At 57.3% G+C, this 20011-nt stretch carries 22 protein-coding genes; 2 read left to right on the top strand and 20 right to left on the bottom strand.

Annotation, left to right across the window (positions count from 1 at the left end):
* Positions 1–65: 65 nt before the first annotated feature.
* From AC1UK9_RS06270 to AC1UK9_RS06235, 8 genes are all read right to left on the bottom strand, one after another.
* Positions 66–1094: a phage late control D family protein gene (locus AC1UK9_RS06270; protein WP_473014631.1), complete on the bottom strand. Its 1029-nt coding sequence runs from the start codon at positions 1092–1094 to the stop codon at positions 66–68.
* 9 nt (positions 1095–1103) lie between these two features.
* A complete protein-coding gene (locus AC1UK9_RS06265) occupies positions 1104–1316 on the bottom strand; it encodes a tail protein X (RefSeq protein WP_025110846.1) in 213 nt (70 codons plus the stop codon).
* The gene (locus AC1UK9_RS06260; protein ID WP_025110847.1) at positions 1309–1692 is read right to left on the bottom strand and encodes a phage tail protein; all 384 of its coding nucleotides are present in this window, start codon (positions 1690–1692) and stop codon (positions 1309–1311) included. Before AC1UK9_RS06260 ends, AC1UK9_RS06265 begins: the two co-directional genes overlap by 8 nt.
* Entirely contained in the window at positions 1689–4124 is a 2436-nt protein-coding gene (locus AC1UK9_RS06255; RefSeq protein ID WP_482579712.1) for a phage tail tape measure protein, read from the bottom strand. The genes AC1UK9_RS06260 and AC1UK9_RS06255 overlap by 4 nt, the downstream gene beginning before the upstream one ends.
* A gap of 128 nt (positions 4125–4252) precedes the next feature.
* Positions 4253–4834 carry a phage tail assembly protein gene (locus AC1UK9_RS06250; RefSeq protein WP_025110849.1) on the bottom strand — a complete coding sequence of 194 codons (582 nt, stop codon included), beginning with the start codon at positions 4832–4834 and terminating at the stop codon, positions 4253–4255.
* Between the two features lie 171 nt (positions 4835–5005).
* Positions 5006–5512 (bottom strand): phage major tail tube protein, encoded by a 507-nt coding sequence (locus tag AC1UK9_RS06245; RefSeq protein ID WP_025110850.1) that lies wholly within the window; start codon positions 5510–5512, stop codon positions 5006–5008.
* Positions 5512–6678: a phage tail sheath protein gene (locus tag AC1UK9_RS06240; RefSeq protein WP_025110851.1), complete on the bottom strand. Its 1167-nt coding sequence runs from the start codon at positions 6676–6678 to the stop codon at positions 5512–5514. The genes AC1UK9_RS06245 and AC1UK9_RS06240 overlap by 1 nt, the downstream gene beginning before the upstream one ends.
* 2 nt (positions 6679–6680) lie before the next feature.
* A complete protein-coding gene (locus AC1UK9_RS06235; protein ID WP_482579711.1) occupies positions 6681–6893 on the bottom strand; it encodes a hypothetical protein in 213 nt (70 codons plus the stop codon).
* A 281-nt stretch (positions 6894–7174) separates the two neighbouring features.
* Here AC1UK9_RS06235 and AC1UK9_RS06230 point away from each other — a divergent pair, with 281 nt between their 5' ends.
* Complete coding sequence (locus AC1UK9_RS06230) at positions 7175–8671, top strand: MBOAT family O-acyltransferase (RefSeq protein WP_482579710.1); 1497 nt, start codon at positions 7175–7177, stop codon at positions 8669–8671.
* Positions 8672–8682: 11 nt separating this feature from the next.
* Complete coding sequence (locus tag AC1UK9_RS06225; protein WP_482579709.1) at positions 8683–10242, top strand: alginate O-acetyltransferase AlgX-related protein; 1560 nt, start codon at positions 8683–8685, stop codon at positions 10240–10242.
* Between the two features lie 39 nt (positions 10243–10281).
* Here the strand turns inward: AC1UK9_RS06225 and AC1UK9_RS06220 are convergent, their stop codons facing one another.
* The 12 genes from AC1UK9_RS06220 to AC1UK9_RS06165 all read right to left on the bottom strand — a co-directional run bounded on the left by AC1UK9_RS06220 (position 10282) and on the right by AC1UK9_RS06165 (position 19961).
* On the bottom strand, positions 10282–10827 hold the full coding sequence (locus AC1UK9_RS06220; RefSeq protein WP_482579708.1) for a DUF4376 domain-containing protein: 546 nt from the start codon (positions 10825–10827) through the stop codon (positions 10282–10284).
* Positions 10828–10835: 8 nt separating this feature from the next.
* Positions 10836–13238, bottom strand: a complete 2403-nt coding sequence (locus AC1UK9_RS06215) for a phage tail-collar fiber domain-containing protein (RefSeq protein WP_482579707.1) — start codon at positions 13236–13238, stop codon at positions 10836–10838.
* Entirely contained in the window at positions 13239–13874 is a 636-nt protein-coding gene (locus AC1UK9_RS06210) for a phage tail protein I (protein WP_482579706.1), read from the bottom strand.
* A complete protein-coding gene (locus tag AC1UK9_RS06205) occupies positions 13871–14866 on the bottom strand; it encodes a baseplate J/gp47 family protein (protein WP_482579705.1) in 996 nt (331 codons plus the stop codon). The genes AC1UK9_RS06210 and AC1UK9_RS06205 overlap by 4 nt, the downstream gene beginning before the upstream one ends.
* Positions 14863–15195 carry a phage baseplate protein gene (locus AC1UK9_RS06200; RefSeq protein ID WP_047291927.1) on the bottom strand — a complete coding sequence of 111 codons (333 nt, stop codon included), beginning with the start codon at positions 15193–15195 and terminating at the stop codon, positions 14863–14865. Before AC1UK9_RS06200 ends, AC1UK9_RS06205 begins: the two co-directional genes overlap by 4 nt.
* A gap of 14 nt (positions 15196–15209) precedes the next feature.
* The gene (locus tag AC1UK9_RS06195; protein WP_482579704.1) at positions 15210–15818 is read right to left on the bottom strand and encodes a phage baseplate assembly protein V; all 609 of its coding nucleotides are present in this window, start codon (positions 15816–15818) and stop codon (positions 15210–15212) included.
* A gap of 3 nt (positions 15819–15821) precedes the next feature.
* Positions 15822–16343 carry a hypothetical protein gene (locus tag AC1UK9_RS06190; RefSeq protein WP_473014621.1) on the bottom strand — a complete coding sequence of 174 codons (522 nt, stop codon included), beginning with the start codon at positions 16341–16343 and terminating at the stop codon, positions 15822–15824.
* Positions 16344–16556: 213 nt separating this feature from the next.
* Entirely contained in the window at positions 16557–17402 is an 846-nt protein-coding gene (locus tag AC1UK9_RS06185; RefSeq protein ID WP_025110860.1) for a putidacin L1 family lectin-like bacteriocin, read from the bottom strand.
* Between the two features lie 36 nt (positions 17403–17438).
* Positions 17439–17597 carry a Com family DNA-binding transcriptional regulator gene (locus tag AC1UK9_RS06180; RefSeq protein WP_081794879.1) on the bottom strand — a complete coding sequence of 53 codons (159 nt, stop codon included), beginning with the start codon at positions 17595–17597 and terminating at the stop codon, positions 17439–17441.
* A gap of 38 nt (positions 17598–17635) precedes the next feature.
* A complete protein-coding gene (locus AC1UK9_RS06175; RefSeq protein ID WP_025110861.1) occupies positions 17636–17980 on the bottom strand; it encodes a phage holin family protein in 345 nt (114 codons plus the stop codon).
* A 258-nt stretch (positions 17981–18238) separates the two neighbouring features.
* On the bottom strand, positions 18239–18664 hold the full coding sequence (locus AC1UK9_RS06170) for a tail fiber assembly protein (RefSeq protein WP_473014620.1): 426 nt from the start codon (positions 18662–18664) through the stop codon (positions 18239–18241).
* Positions 18665–19217: 553 nt separating this feature from the next.
* Positions 19218–19961 (bottom strand): LexA family transcriptional regulator, encoded by a 744-nt coding sequence (locus tag AC1UK9_RS06165; RefSeq protein ID WP_081794880.1) that lies wholly within the window; start codon positions 19959–19961, stop codon positions 19218–19220.
* Positions 19962–20011 lie beyond the last annotated feature (50 nt).

Below are 20011 nucleotides of genomic sequence, written 5' to 3'. Positions count from 1 at the left end.
GTGCCGGCACTTTCGCGAGCAAGCCCGCTGCCACAGGGATTTGTGTCGCTCTGAGAAAGAGGGAATCAGTCCCCGGCTTCAGCCTTGGGGTCGAGGCACGATGCATCGATCACACAGCGATAGCTGTTCTCGCGATTGCCACTGGCCGTGACCTTGTCGATCGACCAGCGTCCGCGCATGAAGTCCGGCCAGGTCTCATCGAGCCGCACCAGGCCTTCGGCCGACAGTCGCGGATCGCCGGGACAGGTGATCTTCACCTTGTACTTCTGGCGCAGCATCTTGCGCACTTCGCCCTCGCCGACGGCGATGGCATCGGCTTCGTTGGGTTGCTTCTGGCGCAGGGTCTTGAACGGCGCAAGCCCCGTTTCGATCCAGCGCAACACACCCGCGGCGCCATCCCAGAAACAGGTCTTGCAACCCTTGGTCTGCTCGCGGGCAGACTCCTCCAGCGTGGCGCTGATGAACGCGTGATCGCCGGGGCGATTGTTACTGGTCACCGATAACGTCACGTCCGCCAGCACCTGGCCCGACAACGACTTGGTCTGGCCGGGACGGGCCAGCACGTACACGTTGTCATAGGGTTTGGTCACCGCGTTGTACTTTTTCGCCAGGCGCGTCAGAAAGCTCATGTCAGTTTCGTTGGACTGGTCGATGTGCTCGATCCTGATCATCGCCACCTCGGGAGCGACGCGCGGTGAGAAGCCATGGAGCGATACCAGTTCGTGAAACAGCGCACCCAATGTGGTCGGGCCATGACTGGCGGTGCGGCGTTGCTTGAAGCCCGTCTCATCATCCTTGCTGAACGGCGCCGCAGTGGCCACCAGGGTCAGGCGGAACGGGAACAGCGTCGGCGTCAGGCGCGTCACTTTGAACTGGCCCTTGTCGACCAGTCCCGATTCCAGATAACCGACCTCCAGGCCGATTTTCCCGCCCAGGTTCGGCAGCCCCTCGAGGCCTTCGAGATCAATCGTCAGGGTCAACTGATCGGACTCGAAACCGGCAGCATCGATGTGCTCCCAACTGATCAGGCGTTGATTGAGCAGGGCCGAATGGGCTCCGTAGATTCTTATCGCCGGGGTAAAACCCAGTGCCATGCGTCCTCCTTAATCCCAGGCCGTCAGCGGCTTGATCGTGGCCGGTTTCAAATCGAGTTCCGGCAGTACGACCCAGACCCCGGCGGGCAGCACTGGCCCCTGTTCGGCGAGGGTCGGGTTGAGTTTCCACAGCGCCTCTTCGGCGGCGTCATCACTGCGACCGGTTTCGCGGTAGAGCAGCAGATTCACCGAATCGCCAGCCACGCTTCGTACCTTACGCATTGTTGAACTCCGTTAATCCGACCACCCACTTGATCACCATCGCGGTGCCGTCATCGATGACCTCACTCTGGTTTTCGTCGATGCTGTTGATCCGCCACAGGCCCCAGTTGCGACCGATGCCGTCAATCAACGGCAGCGGCACCCGCAGTGCCTGAAGTGCGCGTAACTCATCGAGTCGATCCATGGCCACGGCATACATCGAGGTGCCGCTGATGGTCAGCGTTTCCGCTTTTTGCCCGGTCTGACTGGACTTGGGTTTGCTGGTCAGGATCTGTATGTCGGTCCAGCCCCCGTCGGACTTTCGCGCCAGCGTGCTGTACGCGAAGTTGCGCGAGAGGCCGAAGATGAAACTGCCCAGTGCCATTTGCTGTTTCATGTGGCGACTCCATCGGTCAGGGCTGCGTCACGGCGGGTGGCGAGGGGGTTGGTCGGCATGATCTGGGCCAATTGCCCCATGGTCGTCTGCACCACCAGATTGGCCAGCGCCTGGGCGCTGGTCTGATCCTGACCATTGATGTGAATGGTGGAGTTGAACGTGACAGGCTGACCGGCATTTTCGACTGCAGGTGCCGCCGGGATTGCAGAGGTTGCAGAGGTTGCAGAGGTTGCGATCAGTTCTTTACTGACCTGTGCAGGAGAGCCAAGGCGATCGACTTGATTGCCTAATTTGTCGCCCAGCGATTCACCAATGGCTCCCCCTGCCATGCTTCCGAGCCACCCACCAATCGCCGTGCCCACACCTGGCAGAATCAGCGTGCCGAGCGCGGCGCCGACAGCGGCTCCCGCTGAAGATCCGGCCAGCGAGGCGCCGGATGACACCACTGAGCGGGTGTCTCCGTGCATGACGCCATTGACCAACTCATAACCCGCGCTGAGCAGACGCAGCGGCGGCGCTTTTTTGGCAAGCAATGCGCCAGCCTTGGCGTAGGTACCGGACAACGGTGCCGCACGCATCGGACTGGCGCCCGATGAGCCGGCGAACGCCGTCATGCTCGCGGGCCATTCCCCACCGCCAAGTAATGGCTGCTCCACGAAATCGGAGCTGGGCGCAACAAAGTCTCTGGGATCTCTCAGCGGTTTGCCGCCAACTTTGCTTTTTTTTCTGTAGCGAGGCCGGTTTTTTGCCTGACGGGGCCGCAACGAGCCCCCCTTGGGTTTATCCTTTCCGGATCCACCCGAGTTGTGGTCGGTGGGCGTCGTTGATTCTTTGGCGGTGGCTTCCTTCTCTTCGGGGCGCTCAACTTTGGCTATCCAGTCGCCGTAGGGCAATCTGGATGCAGCGCTCTGTAATAGCTTGTCGGTGAAACGGTCGAAGACCTTTCCAAGCACCACCGCCAAAATCGCCGTAAGCCCAACCGCAGCAACCCCCAAACCGGTGGCAATTTTCGGATTCGCCTCGGCTTTTTCCGCCATCCAGTTCACACCCGTGGTGATCGAATCCACCCGTTGCGCATCCGGCGCTGCCGCTGTCAGCAATCGATTGATACTCGCGTCGAGTGCGTTCCAGCTTTGTTGCGGGCTGCCCCCTGCCGGATCAGCGATCCTTTGCACCGCACCTTTGTATTGCGGCTCCAGACTCTGACTCGGCCCCACAAGTGGGACCGGCAAGAATGGTGTCTCGGCAGGTTTTGCCATCAATTGATGCAAGCCGTCGCCACCGCTGGACAACCTCTTCAGCAGCTCGGTCTGTGGATCGAGCGGTTTTTTCGCTGTCAGCAGAGCAAAGGTCTTTTCGACGTCTTGCGGTTTTTCCAACAGTTTGCTGACGCCCTGGTCACCGCTGAACAACGTCTTGATAAGCGCAGATTGCTGGCTCGCCGGCTGTTTCTTCAGCGCCTCAAGGGCGACGGAGATCGTTTTCGGTACGTCATCTGTGAGTTGGTCTGGCTGAAGTCCAAGTGTTGCCCAGGCCGTACGTTCGGCAACTGAGCCTTTGGCACCTTTGACCAGCGCCGCACTGATGCTCTTCACCGAGGCAGCAGCGCCAGACTTGTCCACATCGGCGTTGAGCAAAGCAGCCGCCAAGGCGGCGAGTTGCTCGGGGGCAATCCCCGCCGCTACCCCTGCCTCGCCGGAATTTTGTACCACTGAGCCGATGTCGGCTGCCGTCGCTTTAAGCGAATTTTTCTCAAGGTGAACGCTGGCATCGGCCAGACCCTGACTTTGCGTCCGATCGAGCTTGAGCGAGGTTCGCCAGACGGCCAGCATTTCTCCAGCCGCTTTCAGTTCAATGCCAAACGCCGTCGCATTCGCTGCGGCATCACCGCCGAAATCCAGCAGTTCTTTTTCCTTGGCATCCCCAGTGAGATTGGCACCCACACCGGACCTGCCCGCCGCGTGTTCGACTTCGGCCAGATTCACCGCAGTCGCACCACTGCCGGCCACCGCCGGATCACTGGCCATTTTCAGGTTGGCAATCGCCATGCTGCTGAGATCGCTGTCCATCCCCGGCAGTCGTTTCAGCTTGTCCATTGCCGTCATGAGTGCAATGGAGGGCTGCATGGATGCCGGGGGTGGACGCTGCTCGATCTCCGCCGTCAGCTTTGACTTCGGTGCACTCGCGGTCGCGGGTGCTGCTGCACTGATCTTCGACAGCGATTGCAGCGCGGCCATGACTTCCCGGAGCTTGATTTGCTCCTTGATCAGCAACCGGATGTCCTGGCTTGCGGTCACGATCACCAACTTCAGATCCGCCAGCGGTTTGGCGAGCGCATCGGTGACTGACCGCTCATTTGCCAGGCCAGTGTCGCTGACCCCGACGCTGCCATTGATGGTGGCCAGCATTGGCGAATACTTTGTGTCTGCCATGCCGCTCTACTCCTGTTTCACGCCAAGGCGAGTGATCGCTATGTCGTAGCGGCGCAACGCCTTTTCGGCGTCCCATTCCAGAATCTCCGCCTCACTTACCGGGTAAATGAGCGGGACGATATCGAGGATTACTTCGATGTCGCGTTCCGAAAGTAGGCCGCCGGCTGGTTTAAAAAATCGTCGATGCGCACCTGCAATTGGGTCCAGTCAGGGACGCTGAGCTGGGCCAGATCGGGGATCATCAGACCGGTGCAATGGGCGGTGATGAACTCGGCGCGTTCCTTGGCCGTTTTCAGTTTCTTCATCACTTTGGTGGCGCGCAGTGCGGGCATTTCCAGTGACAGCGAGGTCACCGTGCGGCCGGTCACGGCAAGCGGTTGCAGCAGTTGTACTTCGTCGGGATCGGCGGATTTTTCCGCGTCCTCGACCTGCTCCAGAAAGTACGCCGCCGGACGGGTCGACATCTCGTGAACGTACTGGGCGATGCTCACGTAGTCCGGGCGTTTGAGCTGGTCGAGTTCCTTGATCGACAGGCCGGTGGCGAGCAGCGCCAGTTCGAAGAACTGATCGTCTTCATCATCGCCAGCGCGTTCCAGCGCTTCTTTCTGTGCGGCGTAGAACAATGGCTTGAGCTGGATCTGCTCGATCTGCGCGCCGTCGTCGCCGGTGATCGGCGACAGCAGGTCATGCTTGGGTGGCATCCACGACATGTATGAATTCCTTGGTGATTCTTGAGGGGGTGTTGCGCAAAGGAGCCAGTCAACCCGGCCCAGTGTGGGAGCGAGCCTGCTCGCGAAAGCGGTCTTACAGTCACATAGGTAGCGAATGTGGTGGCCTCTTCGCGAGCAGGCTCGCTCCCACAGGTTTTGCGGTGTGCCGGGTTACGGCATCAGCACCGCACGACGCGCATCACCGAGGATGTCGACACCGTTGAGCACGAACTTCTGGGTGCGCACGTCGATGTCGATCACCGGAATGCCGTTTTCCAGGCGGTTGTAGGTGCGGCAGGAGAACTCAAGAGTCGTCAGGGCTTTGCCACCCATTTTGATTGCATCTTCAGCCATGGATTTGAGCTTGCCGCCGATGGTGTGATAGGTGAACCAGGTGTTGCCGTCCTGATCCTGACCGGCTTCACGCACGTTCAGCAGGATGTCGTCGCCCAGTTTCACGCCCATCGCCAGCAGCACTTCAGCGCCAGTGCCTTGCAGCTTGAGCGTGGCATTAAGTGCCTTGGCGCTCTTGGCCATTTCCTCAACGATGAAGCGCCCGCCCGTCATGTTCTCCATCTCGAAGTCGATCTTCGGTGGAGTGAACTCTTCCACGGTCGCCGACAACGGCAGGCCTTGCAGGGTGGCCGCGATGGCCTGTCTTACGCGGTTGGTAAACATTAGAGAACGTCCTCCAGGAACTGCTCGATGATTTCATCGCGGGCGTTGAGTTGATAAACCATGTGTTCGTTCGGCGCGTAGCGGCCGTAGTCGATGACCACGTACCAGGTGCCGTTCTTGTACTTCTCGACGCTGTTGAGTTCCGGGTGCAGATAGACGCTGCCGCCAGGAATGGTTTCGTCGGCGACCAGGGTCTGCAGCCAGTCGTTGATGCGCTTGACCTCCTGATCCATGAACGACTTGGTCAGGTTCTTGGCCATGGCTTTCTGGCCGGCCTTGACCAGCTTGCGGCTGATCGCATCTTCCAGACCGACGTAGCTGATGAACTTGCCGGTGATCGAACGGTTACCCAGCAGCGAGAAGCCGCCCAGCACGGTGCGAGCGTAGTAGCTGACGCCGTAGCGGTTGAGCAGATCGCCTTCGGTGGAGGTGTCGAGAATGTTGTACTCAACGACCCGAGACACGTCTTCGGCGTAAGTCACCTGGTTGCCCGGGCTCTCCCACTGCTTGACCTTGGCCAGCGCGGCAATTGCCAGGCTGGACGGCGACAGGAAAACGTTTTTCTTCGCCGCTTTCGAGTACACGGCCGGCATGTTGTGCACCACCAGGCAACGGTCGAAACCCAGATCGGCGCCGCCCAGTTCCTGGCTGTAAGCCACTTGGTCAGCGACCGAAGCGTCCTTGCCGTCCAGTACCACACGGGCCTTGATGCGCTTGCCGAACGAGGCGAACTCGCTGGCCACCGCTTTGGTGCCGGTGAAACCCGGCGCACCGATAATGGTCAGGTCTTCCGGGACACTGCCCAGCGCAGCCAGACCGAGCTTGCGGCCGGTGGTTGGATCAACGCCGCCGATCACCGCGTTAACGGTGTCAGCAGGGGTCGCGCCCGCTTCGACGATCACCACGTACACCGGCACCTTGACCACTTTGAGGATCTGGTAGACGGCGTGATACAGCGTGCCCTCTTCAGCGCCGGTCGGATCGAGCAGCGCGTGGGTGGTGAAGCTGTTGATGCGAAACGGGGCGTTACGCGGAATCAGCGGATCGGCTTTCGGCGCGGTGCCGACCAGACCGATGACGTTGTCACCCAGGCCACCCATGGCCTCGGGGGATTCGGTGGCATTGACGGTAATGCCGTTGTGCTCGAAGTTCAGAACCTCAGCCATGGTTAGTCAGCCTTCTTGGCAGTGGCCTTTTTGGCCTGGTTAGTCATTGCGGTCGACTGATCGACCCCGTTGTTGTCGCTCAGCGCAAGGCGACCGGCAGTGAACAAAGCACTGGCCTCCACGTCGAGCAGGTCAAGTTGCTGGCCGGCGCTCGACCAGTGTCCATTTCCGGTAGGAAATGGAATGAGCACGGTGTAAGTTTGGCGGTGTGCCATTTCGGTTTTCTCCAGATACAAAAAAGCCCCTTGTTTGAGGAAGGGGCTGTCAGGGGCTATTGGATATAGGGATGGCCCAGAGTACGTGGGCGCTGCTGCTTATTTGTTGCAGATCAGACGCGCTGTATTACACGCCTCATTCAAATGTTGACCACTGCTTGGTGTCGACGCGATTTGCTCCACCCAAGATAATTCGGTTAAATTGCCAGCGATATTTGAAGCTGATTCGACATCATAAAAACCTGGCTAGGTCATCTAGCCCAAAACGGCCTTTTCAAAACATGATTTTCAGTTCATGGCAATTTATACTTCTTTTCTTGCCTATTTCATTTTTCGTTTATTTTTGGCTGAACCATCGGCGCCTGATTATTGCCGGAAAGGTCTGGCTGGTAGCCGCAAGCCTGTTTTTCTATGCGTATTGGGATATCCAGTATCTGCCTTTGATACTGGGATCGATTTTCATGAACTTCGCCATTGGCACCGGGCTCGCTCAAGCCTACCTGCCAGCCCAGGAAAATAGAAAACCACATCACGCAATCAACAGAAAAGTCGTATTAACCACGGGCATTGCGGCCAACCTACTGTTGCTCGGGTACTTCAAGTACACAGACTTTCTACTCAGTAATATCAATACCGTACTGGGCACAGATTATCCCCTGCCGCATATATTACTGCCTTTGGCGATCAGCTTTTTCACCTTCACACAAATTGTATATCTGGTGGACAGTTACCGAGGAGAAACTGCAGAGTACGATCTTCTTAACTACTCACTTTTCGTCACTTTTTTCCCCCACCTCATTGCCGGCCCGATTGTTCATCACCGGCAAATAATGCCGCAATTCGCGTCTCGCTGGACCCTGAGCATCAGATACTCAAACATCCTCAAGGGGTTATTTATATTTTCAATAGGGCTCTTCAAGAAAGTTGTCATTGCCGATAGTTTTGCGGTGTGGGCCACTGCCGGTTTTGATGGCAACCATGCTCTCGACTTTTATTCAGCGTGGGCGGCCAGCCTGTCTTATACATTTCAGCTGTATTTTGATTTCAGCGGATATTGCGACATGGCGATCGGTGCCTCGTTACTTTTCAATATATGGCTGCCAATAAACTTCAACTCCCCCTACAAAGCCCTCGACATCCAGGATTTCTGGCGCCGCTGGCACATCACGCTCAGCAGTTTTTTACGCGATTACCTGTATATACCGCTCGGGGGCAACCGCTCCGGTGAGTTCCGCACGTACGTAAACCTGTTCGCCACTTTCGTACTGGGTGGCCTATGGCATGGCGCAACCTGGATGTTTGTCATTTGGGGAGCTCTGCACGGCGCAGCGCTGGTCATCCACAGATTCTGGAAACAGCTGCGCTGCCCTATGCCCACTGCACTCGCCTGGATCGTGACGTTTATGTTCGTCAACATCACCTGGGTCTTCTTCCGGGCCAAGACTCTGGACGATGCCATGCGAGTACTCAGCGGAATGGTCGACTTCAAGTCTGCTGCCGGCCAACAAATTGCCTCTTTATCCACCCACGAGTTGGCATGGGGAGGCTGGCTGTCCGATGTCCTGATCCGCTATCTGCCAACCGGCTCGATTGGCCTCATACCGACCTATGTAGCGATCATGCTTGCGTTCGTGCTGATCAGCCGGAAAAACTCAATGGAAATGGCAAACGGAACCATCGGAAAATGGAGAACATTGTATGGTGCGGCTCTGTTTTCGATCGCGATGTGCTTCTCGTTGGCCGCTACCAGCACCGTTTTCCTTTACTTTAATTTTTGATGCCAACAATCATGAAACGTAAAGTAATCTTTTTTATTGCGCTCAACTTGTTGGTGCTTCTCTCCATACCCGCAATCAATATTTTTGAGGCGCCCAATCGTGGTGCTATCAATTGGAAGAGCAAGGCATTCCTCTACAACATGGATTTCGCTCCCAGATGGGCAGCTGCCGTTCTTTATCCTTTAGGCATAAGCACTGACCCGCAACAGGTCATCATCGGAAAGGACGGCTGGTTATACCTTGGAGACATGTACCTCAGTACACTGTCCGAAGACCGACGCGCTGCATCCGAAACAGATCTGGCGCTCGGCAAGCAGATCGGAGCTGCGATGTCCGCCTGGGATGCTTATTTGACAGGTAAAGGCGTCAAAGTCTTTCGGCTCATGATCGGTCCCAACAAAGGCACGATCTATCCCGAACACTTACCCGAGTGGGCCCGACCTGCTCCGCATAATCCAACCGATGCCTTGATCTCGCAGGACTCCGGGAATCGTTTCGTCGATTTACGTGCTCCGTTGCTTGAAGCAAAAAACACACTGCCACATGCTCTCTACTACAAAACGGACACCCACTGGAACGCTGTCGGCGCTGCCGTCGGATTCCGCGCATTTGCGCAAACGATAGCCATATCCGACCCAACCATTGTGTGGCCATCGCCGACGGCGTACGCCATCGTTGAGACACCGCTGAGAAAAGGTGGAGACCTGGCCAATTTTCTTCGTTTGAGCGCCAGCCTGGATGATGAAGAGCCCGTTATCAGCGCCTCGACGCTTGCGATCACCACGACGACGATTGATTTCGACAGCAAAAAAACACTGACCAAAGGCGCAAACCTACCGATCAAGGCGCCGAACACGCCGATTCTCGTCGAGTCAAAAGGTGCCTTGAATGACAAAAAAGTGCTGTGGTTACGCGACTCTTTTGGTAACTCGCTGTCGCCTTTGATGGCGGCGACATTCAAGAATGTCATTCAATTGCATTGGAGTGAAGCACTCAAACCCGGTGGCCGTTTTCAACAACTTGTAGAAGAGTGGAAACCCGATTATGTCTTTGTCACCGTCGTCGAGCGCGCCGCACGATCAGAGTTTTTTACTTATTTCCCTCCTGCGGCATTTCTTCCTGACACCGGCGAATTCAAGACTGTCAGCAGCGCGATACCAATCAGCGACAATCAACTGATTCACGGCGAGTCTGGCAATGACTATGAAATCACTGGTAATGACGCGCTTATCAACTTTTCGCTTTCGAAACCGGTCACACCGACGGATGTCGACTATCTGAGCCTGAACCTTTCGTGCGCTGACGGCACACAAGCCATCCCCATGCAATTCTTCTGGCTGGATGAAACCCGTCCTGCCTTTGATGAGGAGCACAGTGTTAAATTCACTGCACCCACCGGGCGCCATCTGCTGGATCTCAGAACGTTGCCAAAGTGGTCTTCCGCGTCCAACGTCAAACTCATTCGGCTTGATTTTGAAGCCAACAAGTCATGTTTTCACGTAAGAATCGAACCTCCGACACTGGACGCAAGAACTGGCCGAGAGACAAAGGCCGATAAACTTATCGATTGATAGGGTGACGTGCACGCGCCCTGCACTATGGGGCGCTCATCAAGGTTTTGGCAGCAACTCGGCCGGCAGCGACAACGGCCACCCTTCCCCAAGCATGGCGTGGGTATAGGTATCCGTCTCAATGGCACGAAGCAACGCCAGTTCCCGGTCAAAACACGCCTGGACGTGAGCACGAACAGCCTTGGCAATAGCGAGAATCTGTTCGGCACCGATTTCGACGAAACCATTCAGGGTTTTGAAGTTGCAGCGGTACTCGGGATCGAGAATGGCGGACAGACCGGTGCTGGCGATCAGCGCCTGGCTGTCGCGAGTTGTGTCGATCAAAAGGCCTTCCACATTTACTCCGCTGGCCTCTCGTCGAAAACGTTCATCCGCTATGAGCACTGGCCAGTTCGGAGCAACAGCAGGAAACGGTTGTTTGACAACTGAACCATCTATCAACATCCAGACACCATCATTTTCCCGGATCGTCTTGAAATACAGATCGTCCGGTATCTCAACAGCACCCTCGGGAATCTGCTCGTGAGTTGCGGAGTCATAGCGGCCACACAACTCAAAGTTCTCATTGAATATTGCGTATTTCATTCTGGCTCCTAGTAACCAATGGCAATCCATCGAGCGATCTGCTGACCGGTGTATATGTTCTGAAGCTTGAACTGGTTGCTACTGATCATTTCCGCATTAACGGTTCCTTGAGCAGGAATCCCGAAACTTGCCGTGATGCTTGCACACGCCGCGGGAAAGGCGAGTGGAAAGGGGTACGTCCCCGTCGTGCTGCCAGGAATATTCTGGTATCCCCATTGAACGACGATGCCGCCAAGCCATGAGGGGAAAACGATGTAACCATTGGCCTGTTTGAGAATCTGAAACCCCCAACGCAACTTTTTCGGCGTGACGAAGGTTTGATCGTCAGTACCAGAATCTGTCTGCGTTTGAGAGGCAACTTTCGCTGTGCCTTGATTGAGTTCGGTCGCCTGTTGGGCCAGAACGGCCAACCCGGCAATGTCGATGCTTCCCTGATTGATCGGGGCGTTCCAGGCTTTGATGCACCACATGACGGCGATATTGCGCGGGCGCGCTTCTGCCCCTCCCGATGCCTTTGTTACAACATCGTCGGTATTGTTGTATTGCTGAAGATAGTTGCGCCGGACATCGCCGGCCATGAAAATATCGGCGATAACGTCGTAGGTCGTCCCGTGAATGTGAGATTTATTATCGTCAGCTTGCCAACTGCCAATACCACGGCCCGCATCCACGCCACGCCCATGATCCCAACCACGCAAGAACTCACCGCGCGACTCAGGCAAGCGGAAGTTGCCCGCCCCCTCGTTACCCTTGTTGTAAGTAGTACCGACAAAAGCCGCCAGATCGGGATAAGTCGCAATGCTCTGCACACTGCCATCCAGTTCCAGATAGCCCGGCGCAACGATGCCGGTTGGGAATGCCAGAATAGCGCCCACCGGAACAGCGGATTTGAGCCGCTCGACTTCCTTGGCCAGGGCGGCAACATCGATGTTTCCCTGATTGACCGGGGCATTCCAGGTTTTGATACACCACATGACGGCAATGTTGTGGGGGCGGGTTTCAGCAGCCGTTCTCGGCGTCCCAAATTCGGGTGTGAACAGATCCTGAGTCGGCGCCCCGACATGGGTTCCTATCAGCGGCGAACCAACGGTACTAGGGTTCATGTTCGCAACAGCTGTGGAGCTGATCGAATTGACCAAAGTGGCGCCACCGGTTCCAGCAACACGAACCGGCGAATGGTAGTGGCCCTGCATTGCATCAAGCTGCGTACTGCCTAGCGCGCGGCCTGTATCGATTCCACGGCCATGATCCCAACCGCGCAAGAACTCCCCACGCGCTTCCGGCAAGCGGAAATTCCCGACACCCTCATCACCCTTGTTGAACTTGCCGCCCAGATAAGCGCTCAAGTCCGGGTAAGTCGCACTGCTCTTGACGCTATTATCCAGCTCAAGAAAACCCGGCGGCGGTGCATCCACCGGGAACGCGACAATCGAACCCACCGGCAACGCCGATGCCTTGGCAATCAGCGCTTCGACTTCAGCCTTGGTGTACGAATCCTTGATCCCGAAACCAGCCAAGGTTTCAGGATTCGCGCCAGCAGTCGCCCGACCATATTCGTCAACGGTCAGACTCTTGTAAGTCCCGGCAGCAATCCCGGTGCGCCCGGCCAGCATCTTGAAAGTCAGTGCGCTGGTGCCGAGGGTGATCGGCGCGTTGGTCGTCAGGTGCCACAGCGAATCGCCGTTGGCCGTGCCCTCCTCCACCATGACCGTCAGGCCCGGCGTGACCTTGGCGCTGCTGTTGGCATCGGTTGCCCGTACCCAGTCGCCATTGACGACGAGCCACAGGCCGTTGTCCCTGGACAAGGTCTGATTAGCCACCAACACACGGTCGCCGGCAATCACGGCCACGCCGTCGATTTGCTGCGCACCGCTCAACACGATGTTGGTGGATGCTGCGACGCGTACCGATTGCTTGCCATCGAGTTTGCCGAGTTCTTCGGCGAGATAACTCATGACCCAGGCACGCGTGGCCTTGACCACGGTGTCATCGATCAGCAGCGTTACCAGCGACGCATTGCTGGTCTCGAAAATCGAGCGAATGTAGAACTCTTTGCCCGAACCCGAGGTGGCCAGAACCGGTTTGAACGACTCCGGGTATTTGACGATGGCGTAGAGAATTCCGGTGTCAGTCCACAGCCCTGCTTCACGCACGTACCAACCGCCAACATCAGGCGGAATGGTCACTTCGGCAAGCAGCCAGCTCGGGTTTTTCTCGTCCTGGAACAGCGCGTTGAGCGGCCCGCGCCAGACTTCGCGCTTCAGCGCCGTGGCAGTCGCGGCCGGGTTGTAGACCGAGCCGCCGCCGTCGCCGACGGAAATCTGCGTCAACTTGATCGGCACGCCCGCGGCTTTGCACGCCGTTTCGTAGGCAATCCCTGCGTTGGTGAGCAGGGTGTAATAGTCAGCCATTCAGGCCCCCTGAGGATAAATTGTGGATGTTTCGACGGTGTACAAAGCTGCGGCCATGAACGCCTCGCCAGAGGTTTCGAGGCCTTCGATGAACACCGGATAAACCGTCGTCAGCTCGCCGCAGAAGGTCGCAGCGGCGATGGAATGACTGCCGAACGCGCTCAAGCCAACCGTTACCGAAAGAATGTCCCGCTCGCTCTTGGCATCAGCCAGGCGTCGGTCGAGACGGGCGTCGATTTCTGCGCTGTAGGGTTGGTCGCTGAAGGCGCGTACGGTAAAGCTGTAAGGCGCGCCGGGCGGTGTCTGCTCGTACCAGGCGCGGACTTCCGGGCGCAGTTGCAAACCCTTGGCCGCGTTTTCCAGCGCCTTGCGAGTGCCGGCCTGGCGCGCAGTGGGCCAGGCCAGTTCGACGGTCAGGCGTTTTTCCGTTTCCGGTGCAGCAGAACTCCATTCGGCGACGCCGCGATCCGCCGCCAGATACGGCAGGAATGCCACCGGCGTTTCGCTCGGATTCATCAGCTCGGGGAACGGCGGCGCAATGCGGTCAAGCAGCGCGCCCAAACCCAGATCCAGTCCACGTTCGAGTGCCGAGCTGTTGACTGGCAACAAGGTCGGGCGTTGCGTCGGCTCACTCATAGCGTCAGCACCTCAACCTCGACCGCCGTGCAATAAGGAGCCTGAAAGGCGCTGGTGATGATCGGTTCCAGCGGTTCGAGAATCTGCAGTTGCACGGCGCCAGCGCTGTGCAGCGTGTAGTCGATCCAGCTCGGATCGACCCGACCTTCGAGGCGATGACAACTGTCGGCGTAGGATTGCAATTGCTGCTGCGCGGCGACTTTGGTCAGGCCTGAATCCGGGCCGGAATTGATCTTCGCCAGCACGCGAATCCTGTAGCGCTGAATGTCGGCAGCCTTGACCGTGACGAGGTCGGTTTCCGGTCGAACATCGGGCCGGGCGAAGTGCTGACGCACGCCTTCCAGCAACGCTGCAGACGGGGTGCCATCGCCGTCTCGCGAGAGCACGGTGACCTGCACTTCACCCGGCGCAGTACGGCGACCGTTGCCGTCCTTGACCTGTGCAGCGAGGCCGTCCGGGTTGAAGGTGTAGGTGACATTCACCACACCGGCATCGGTGGATTCGACCTTCACCGTTGGCCGTTCGCCAAGGGTGAACACCTCGCGGCGATACTGCATCCGCGAACCCGCAGCCGGCGCATGCGGCGCCAGGTAATAACGCAACCGCGCATCGTCGTCGCTTTCATAAGTCGGCGGTACCGGCGGGAATGCAGCCGGGTCGCCCGGGTCGAGCAACTGCCGCTCCAGGCCCATGTCCGCCAACCGTGCATCGAGGTTGCTGCCAGTAGCCCACCACGCCAGCATCTGCTTGATACGGGCGTTGTATTTGCGTTCGTGGGTTTGCAGACGCACGCAGAAGGCTTCGAGCGCCAGGGTTAGCAGTTCGCTTTCGTTGTCCAGGCTGGTCTTGAGTTTCGCCGCGCTGTCGGGCGCTCGGGCGCCGACGTATTCGACGACGAAGGTCTTGAACTCGGCGAGCAGGTCTTCGAAGGCGTCGACGGTGATCAGCGCCGGTTCGGCCAACTGGTTCTGGCCGGGGATCAGCATGCTCATGTCACTACCTCAAAAGTCTGTTGACGGTTTTTCCAGGTACCGGCGAAACGCAGCAGCAGACCGGCGCCCTGGCGGCTGGCGACGATCACACTCGGCTGAAAATCGCTGATCCCGTTCTGCGTGTTGTAGAACGCCTGAGCCGCGTGGCTCTGGGCCAGCAGCAGAACGTCATCACCAAGGTTCTGCCCCAGCAGCGTGGGGATCAGCGAGCCATAAAGGGGCCTTTTTTGCCGGGTGCCCAGCGGCGTGGTCAGGGCCCGGGTCGCGCGCTGCACAAATTGCAGCCAGTCGTCGACCGTGGCCCCGCTGTCTCTATCGATTCCGATCATGGGAAGCTCTTGATTCAGGGACTGATAACGCGGCCCTGGTGATCCACCAACGGGCCGCTGAAGTGCACGCCCGAGGCGTCGATGCTCAGGCCGACCGCGCCCAGTTGCAGGCTGATGACCTGCGGCGTCATCGCCAGCCGTGCCGGGCCGATGCTCAGTTCCAGCGACTCGCGGGAGCCGGTGAAAGCCGCCGGCCCGTTCTGCCAGTGCAAAGTGTGGCTGGCGTCGTCGTAGCCGCTTTCGCTGCCGTCGACATGCACCCGGCGCGTCAGCGTCGGTACAGACGCCGTCGGCGGGAAGCGCTCGCTGTTCAAGCCAAACAACGCCACGCTCTGTGCCCCGCTCTCACCGCTGCCGTAGTTGAACAGCAGGCACTGCTCGCCCACGCTCGGAATCCGCGACTCGCTCTGGGCGCCGGCACTCGGGTTGAAGAACTTGATGGCCGGCGTAAGCAGCCCACCGTGGCTGACCTGACAAGTGTTGCTCGCCGCATCGACAGTCTGACAAATGCCAATGCGACAGAAACTCTCGGCGCGTCGGTGGAGGTCGTCTATTTCCGCTTCCATTTCCGCCAGCCGCTCGATGATCGGCCCCAGTTGCATGCGCAGTAATGCGTCAAACATCAATCAGGCCTCCAGCGCGGTGTATTGGTCGGGGTCGTCGATGTTGCTGACTTCCCAGGTGCGGGCGAATTTTGGCGTACCGAGCGGATCGTCGAGCAGGGTCGGGCCGAGATAGAGGGTCTGGTTGAACGTCAGCGCCCAGGCTTTGAACTGCTGCTCGCCTCGAATCAAGAGTGACGGCAAACCATCAATGTTCATCGGCAGATCGCATTGAGCGCCGGGCAGGCCCCAACGGTTGTCGGTGATCAGGTTTTTCAGTACGGCGATCAGATCGCAGGCCGCAAATGCGCTGGCAGAGACTGCCGGGATGACTTGCATTGAGACCGTCAGGACATGTGCGATACGTCCGTCAGCGGCACGTACGCCGGGTGCGTTGCGGTCAAAGTCGATCAACACCCAGGCCTTAGCGCCAGGCGCGGTGAAGTCATCGTGATTGCCAACCTGAACATTCAGGCCGGCAGCGTTGCGCAAGGTTGTCGCCATCGCGGTGAACAGCTGCGAAGGCTGCTGGATCGAAGCGGGCATGCATGACCTCCTTTTCAATTGTCCACGCGCAGCCCCGCCGCATGAGTTGCAGCGAGGCAAAAAAGTGGGGGTATGGCTGCGGTGATGGTGTGAGATGGCTCGGCCAACGTGGCTCTTTATCGGCTGCCAACGAGAATAAAAGCGCCGCATGACGGCGCCAACTTGAATATAAAAGCCCCGTTGCTACACGGGGCTCACATCATTAGTTGTACATCAGAAGGTCCAGAGGATTTTACTCAGAGGCAAACTCCAAGTGCTGTTATCCCAATGGTAAACACGCTTCGGCAAAATGGTCGGCGTAAAACCAAATCGAGCCCAGACCGGTTTTTCACTGACAATGGAGAAGCTTCCATTTGCCTGAATTTTCGCAATCGCCCCAGGACGACCAGCCGTGCCGGTGAACCAAAGCGGCGTATTGTTCGCGCCATAGATCACGAAGTTTCCGTCATCCTGCATCACGGCCCGAGTCGCACCCTTGTTTTGTGTCCAACTCGCCCAGAGAACACCGAGCGGTCCGTTCGAAACGACCAGATTACCGTCCGACTGGAAGACCAGCGTAGTGCCACCGACCACGTACCGTCGGTCAACTTCGAGAGTCGTCCCGGCTGGGATATAGATCGATTCCACAGAGGGACTGATCGGGATGGCAGAGTTACTTGCCCAGACCGGGATCGAGTCGATCACGACGAGATTGCCGTCATTTTGCAGGGACAGATAGGCCCGATTGTAAGCGGCCCAGATGTCCGCGTTGAGCGGCGTGCTGTTGGCAGTGCCCCACATGCGGCCCCGCGTTGGATCATTGAGAAACGCGTAATACATCAGGTAGAAATAAATTTTTGAGTTATCTATCTGCTTTCCGGAACTTGTATACGGTTGACCGGCAATGGCCACCCAAACTGTATTGCCCCCCTCGTAAATGGCCAGATTGCCATCGGGCTGGACAATTAACTTGAAGCGTTTGTCCGGTGACTCAAGATATTGCCCAGCGGACATCTCATGCAGAGGCAGCAAAATCGAACTGCCGTTCGTAGTAAACGGATAGCGTGGAAGCGTAGCCATATATTCACCTATTGACCGATTGGTTATTGTGGGCAGTCAATGCTGCGTTGGATCGCTCACAGGCGGGCTGACGAGACCTCGGGTCTTCGTGTGATTCAATGTCCTGCACCGAGGACATTTGATTTGCACTTGATGAAGTGCATCTACTTTTGCAAGTAAACGATTGCATTTACCGCAACGGAAATCGCTCAGCATGAATTGAACTCCCTCTCAAATGCCGCTGTAACGCCTCTTCACTCCTTGTTTGTATTGCCAGGCGGTACTTCGCAGACGCCAATGCGTTTGGCGGCCCAGCGTTCGTAAAGACCGATGGCCACATCGGCACCGGCCATGGCGGTCAGGCAACCGAATGCGCCGGCAGCCCAGATCGACAACCCTGCGGCATACAGCAGCATGATTGCCGACACGCCGCAGATCATGCAGGCGCCGGAGCGCAAGGCCAGGCGCCGAAGCAGCGACCAGCCACGGGCGCCTTCCTTGTCGGCGCGCCACATTTCGCCGGACACCCCGCCCACTACAGCGAGGAGGATGACCAGCCAGATCGGCATGTCCGCCAATGCTTGTTGCTCGTTTGTCATGTCACGCCTCCGGGGGGTGAGTTATTCGCTTTTTATGTCCGTTCAAACGATATCTCTGAAAGCGGGCATGCCAGGAATGCCCGGAGGAGTACACGCTGAATTGTGACGAGACCAATCTTGCTGCTGAAAGCAAAAAGGGCTTTAGTACTGGCTCGTTCTTTGATCGTCTGACTGAACACAGGCACTTTGCAGACGAGGCTAAACAGTCGCGCCAATGCACAATGCAATCCCGATGCTGAATTTATTCAAGGTGGTCAATTAGAAAGGAGCAACTGGCCAGTTGATTGTGTAGGGATAGCCAGTTTGTTTTTTGATCTCACTGATTGCGATGCAATACTGCTTATAGGCAAGCAGCAGTTCAGTCTCGGAAGTGCTGGCAACACCCAAGTCGAGTTTGTATTGCAGAGGATTGACTGTCAGCCAATTGGCTGCCTGAGTAAATAGCTGGCGCGCTCGAGCATCAAGGACAGCGACGTTTTCTTGATAAGTCAGCTCAGTGAACACCCAGCTATTGTTAATGTAATCCCCCTTCCACCCCACTTGTACCGGAGTATTGATAGACACTTGTATCCAATATCCAGACGGCCCTGGTGGCGTAAACTGTGGTGGCTCATCTGCATCCACAATTTGTACAGCGAGAGTAAAGGGCGCGCTGTACTGGTCAATAAATACGTAGCGATTCATTATTTTTCCTTATTACGAAGTTTCAATAATGGTGTTTTCATTCTGTAAACCTTGCGTTAACCACGACTTGGGTAAACGGCAATGACGACAGGTCGACATTCCAAAAAGCCCGGCAATGCACCGGGCTTTTCAGTAATGCGTTCCTTCGCCTTCCTTCAAATCCTGTGTTCAGGAAGGAAGCTGACTTTTCGGCGCTACTGGCGCGGTACGAGTCCATTCAGATTGTTTTTCCGACCGCGGTCCCTGCCCGCCGGATAACTGCTCTTGGTGCTTTACGCTGCACACCTGGGTCAGTTGCCAACCCTCTGAACCGTTGAGGCCGGTTCATCGCTGCCTGTTCTTGTGGAACTAAAGAGCTGTTGTTGCCAGCCGCTTTGTCGAGCGGCTTGGTGGCAAGGATATGCATGGATGCATATTCAGTCAATGCGTAAATGCATTTATTTATGCGCGAGAAATGCACGAGCGCATGGAAGCCCCGTCATTCAAGGGTTTGAGGTTTTTGCGCGGACGAAAAAAAACCCGCCTAGGCGGGTTCTATCTGAAGGGGTTCAGGTTAGCGGGCGTACATGCCCCACCAGAAGACGTGACCGAGGATGACGATCTGCTCTTCCTGCATATCCTGGAAGCTGTAGTCCTCGTCCGGATGCTCATCGCGGTTGAAGCTGCGCAGACGGATACCCGTCGGCAGGCGATAGAGCTGCTTCACGCGCAGCTGGCCGTTGTGATTGATCGCGTACAGGTCACCATCGATGATGTCGCCGATGCCACACTTGCCCGCATTCACACCAACAGTGGCGCCATCGCGCAACACCGGCAACATGCTATTGCCGCGCACCGTCACGCATTTGGCCTGGTCGAACTGCACACCGTTATGGCGCAGGCTGCGCTTGCCGAAGCGCAGGCTAGAGCGTTCGCTCTCTTCGATGACGAATCTTCCTGATCCAGCAGCCAATTCAACCTCGCGAAGAAAGGGCACCGACACCTCGTCGTCATCGACAGGGGTATCGTCGTCCCACAGGCTTATGTCCTTGAGTTCCGCATGCACGTCATCGCGCGCGCCGCCGGTCGCGGGGGCGACGTCTGCGCGGCCGCGCAATTGATCGGTGCTCACATTGAAGTATTCGGCGATCTTCGAAATGTGTTTATCCGAAGGATCGACGATCTTCCCGCTGAGAATCCGCGAGAGCGTGGATTGAGGCACGCCGGTGCGACGGTGGAGCTCCGTAGGGGAGATCCCGTGCTGGTCGAGCAGTGCTCTTAAGACGGAGGATACGTTGCGTTTTTGCATAACGCGCATAGTGCTTGAAGTTTTTGAGGATGACAAATGCTGATTTGCATAAAACGTGC

It is taken from the genome of Pseudomonas sp. AK-TSAG1-1 (assembly GCF_056821665.1).
This window is presented reverse-complemented; position numbering and strand designations above follow the sequence as displayed.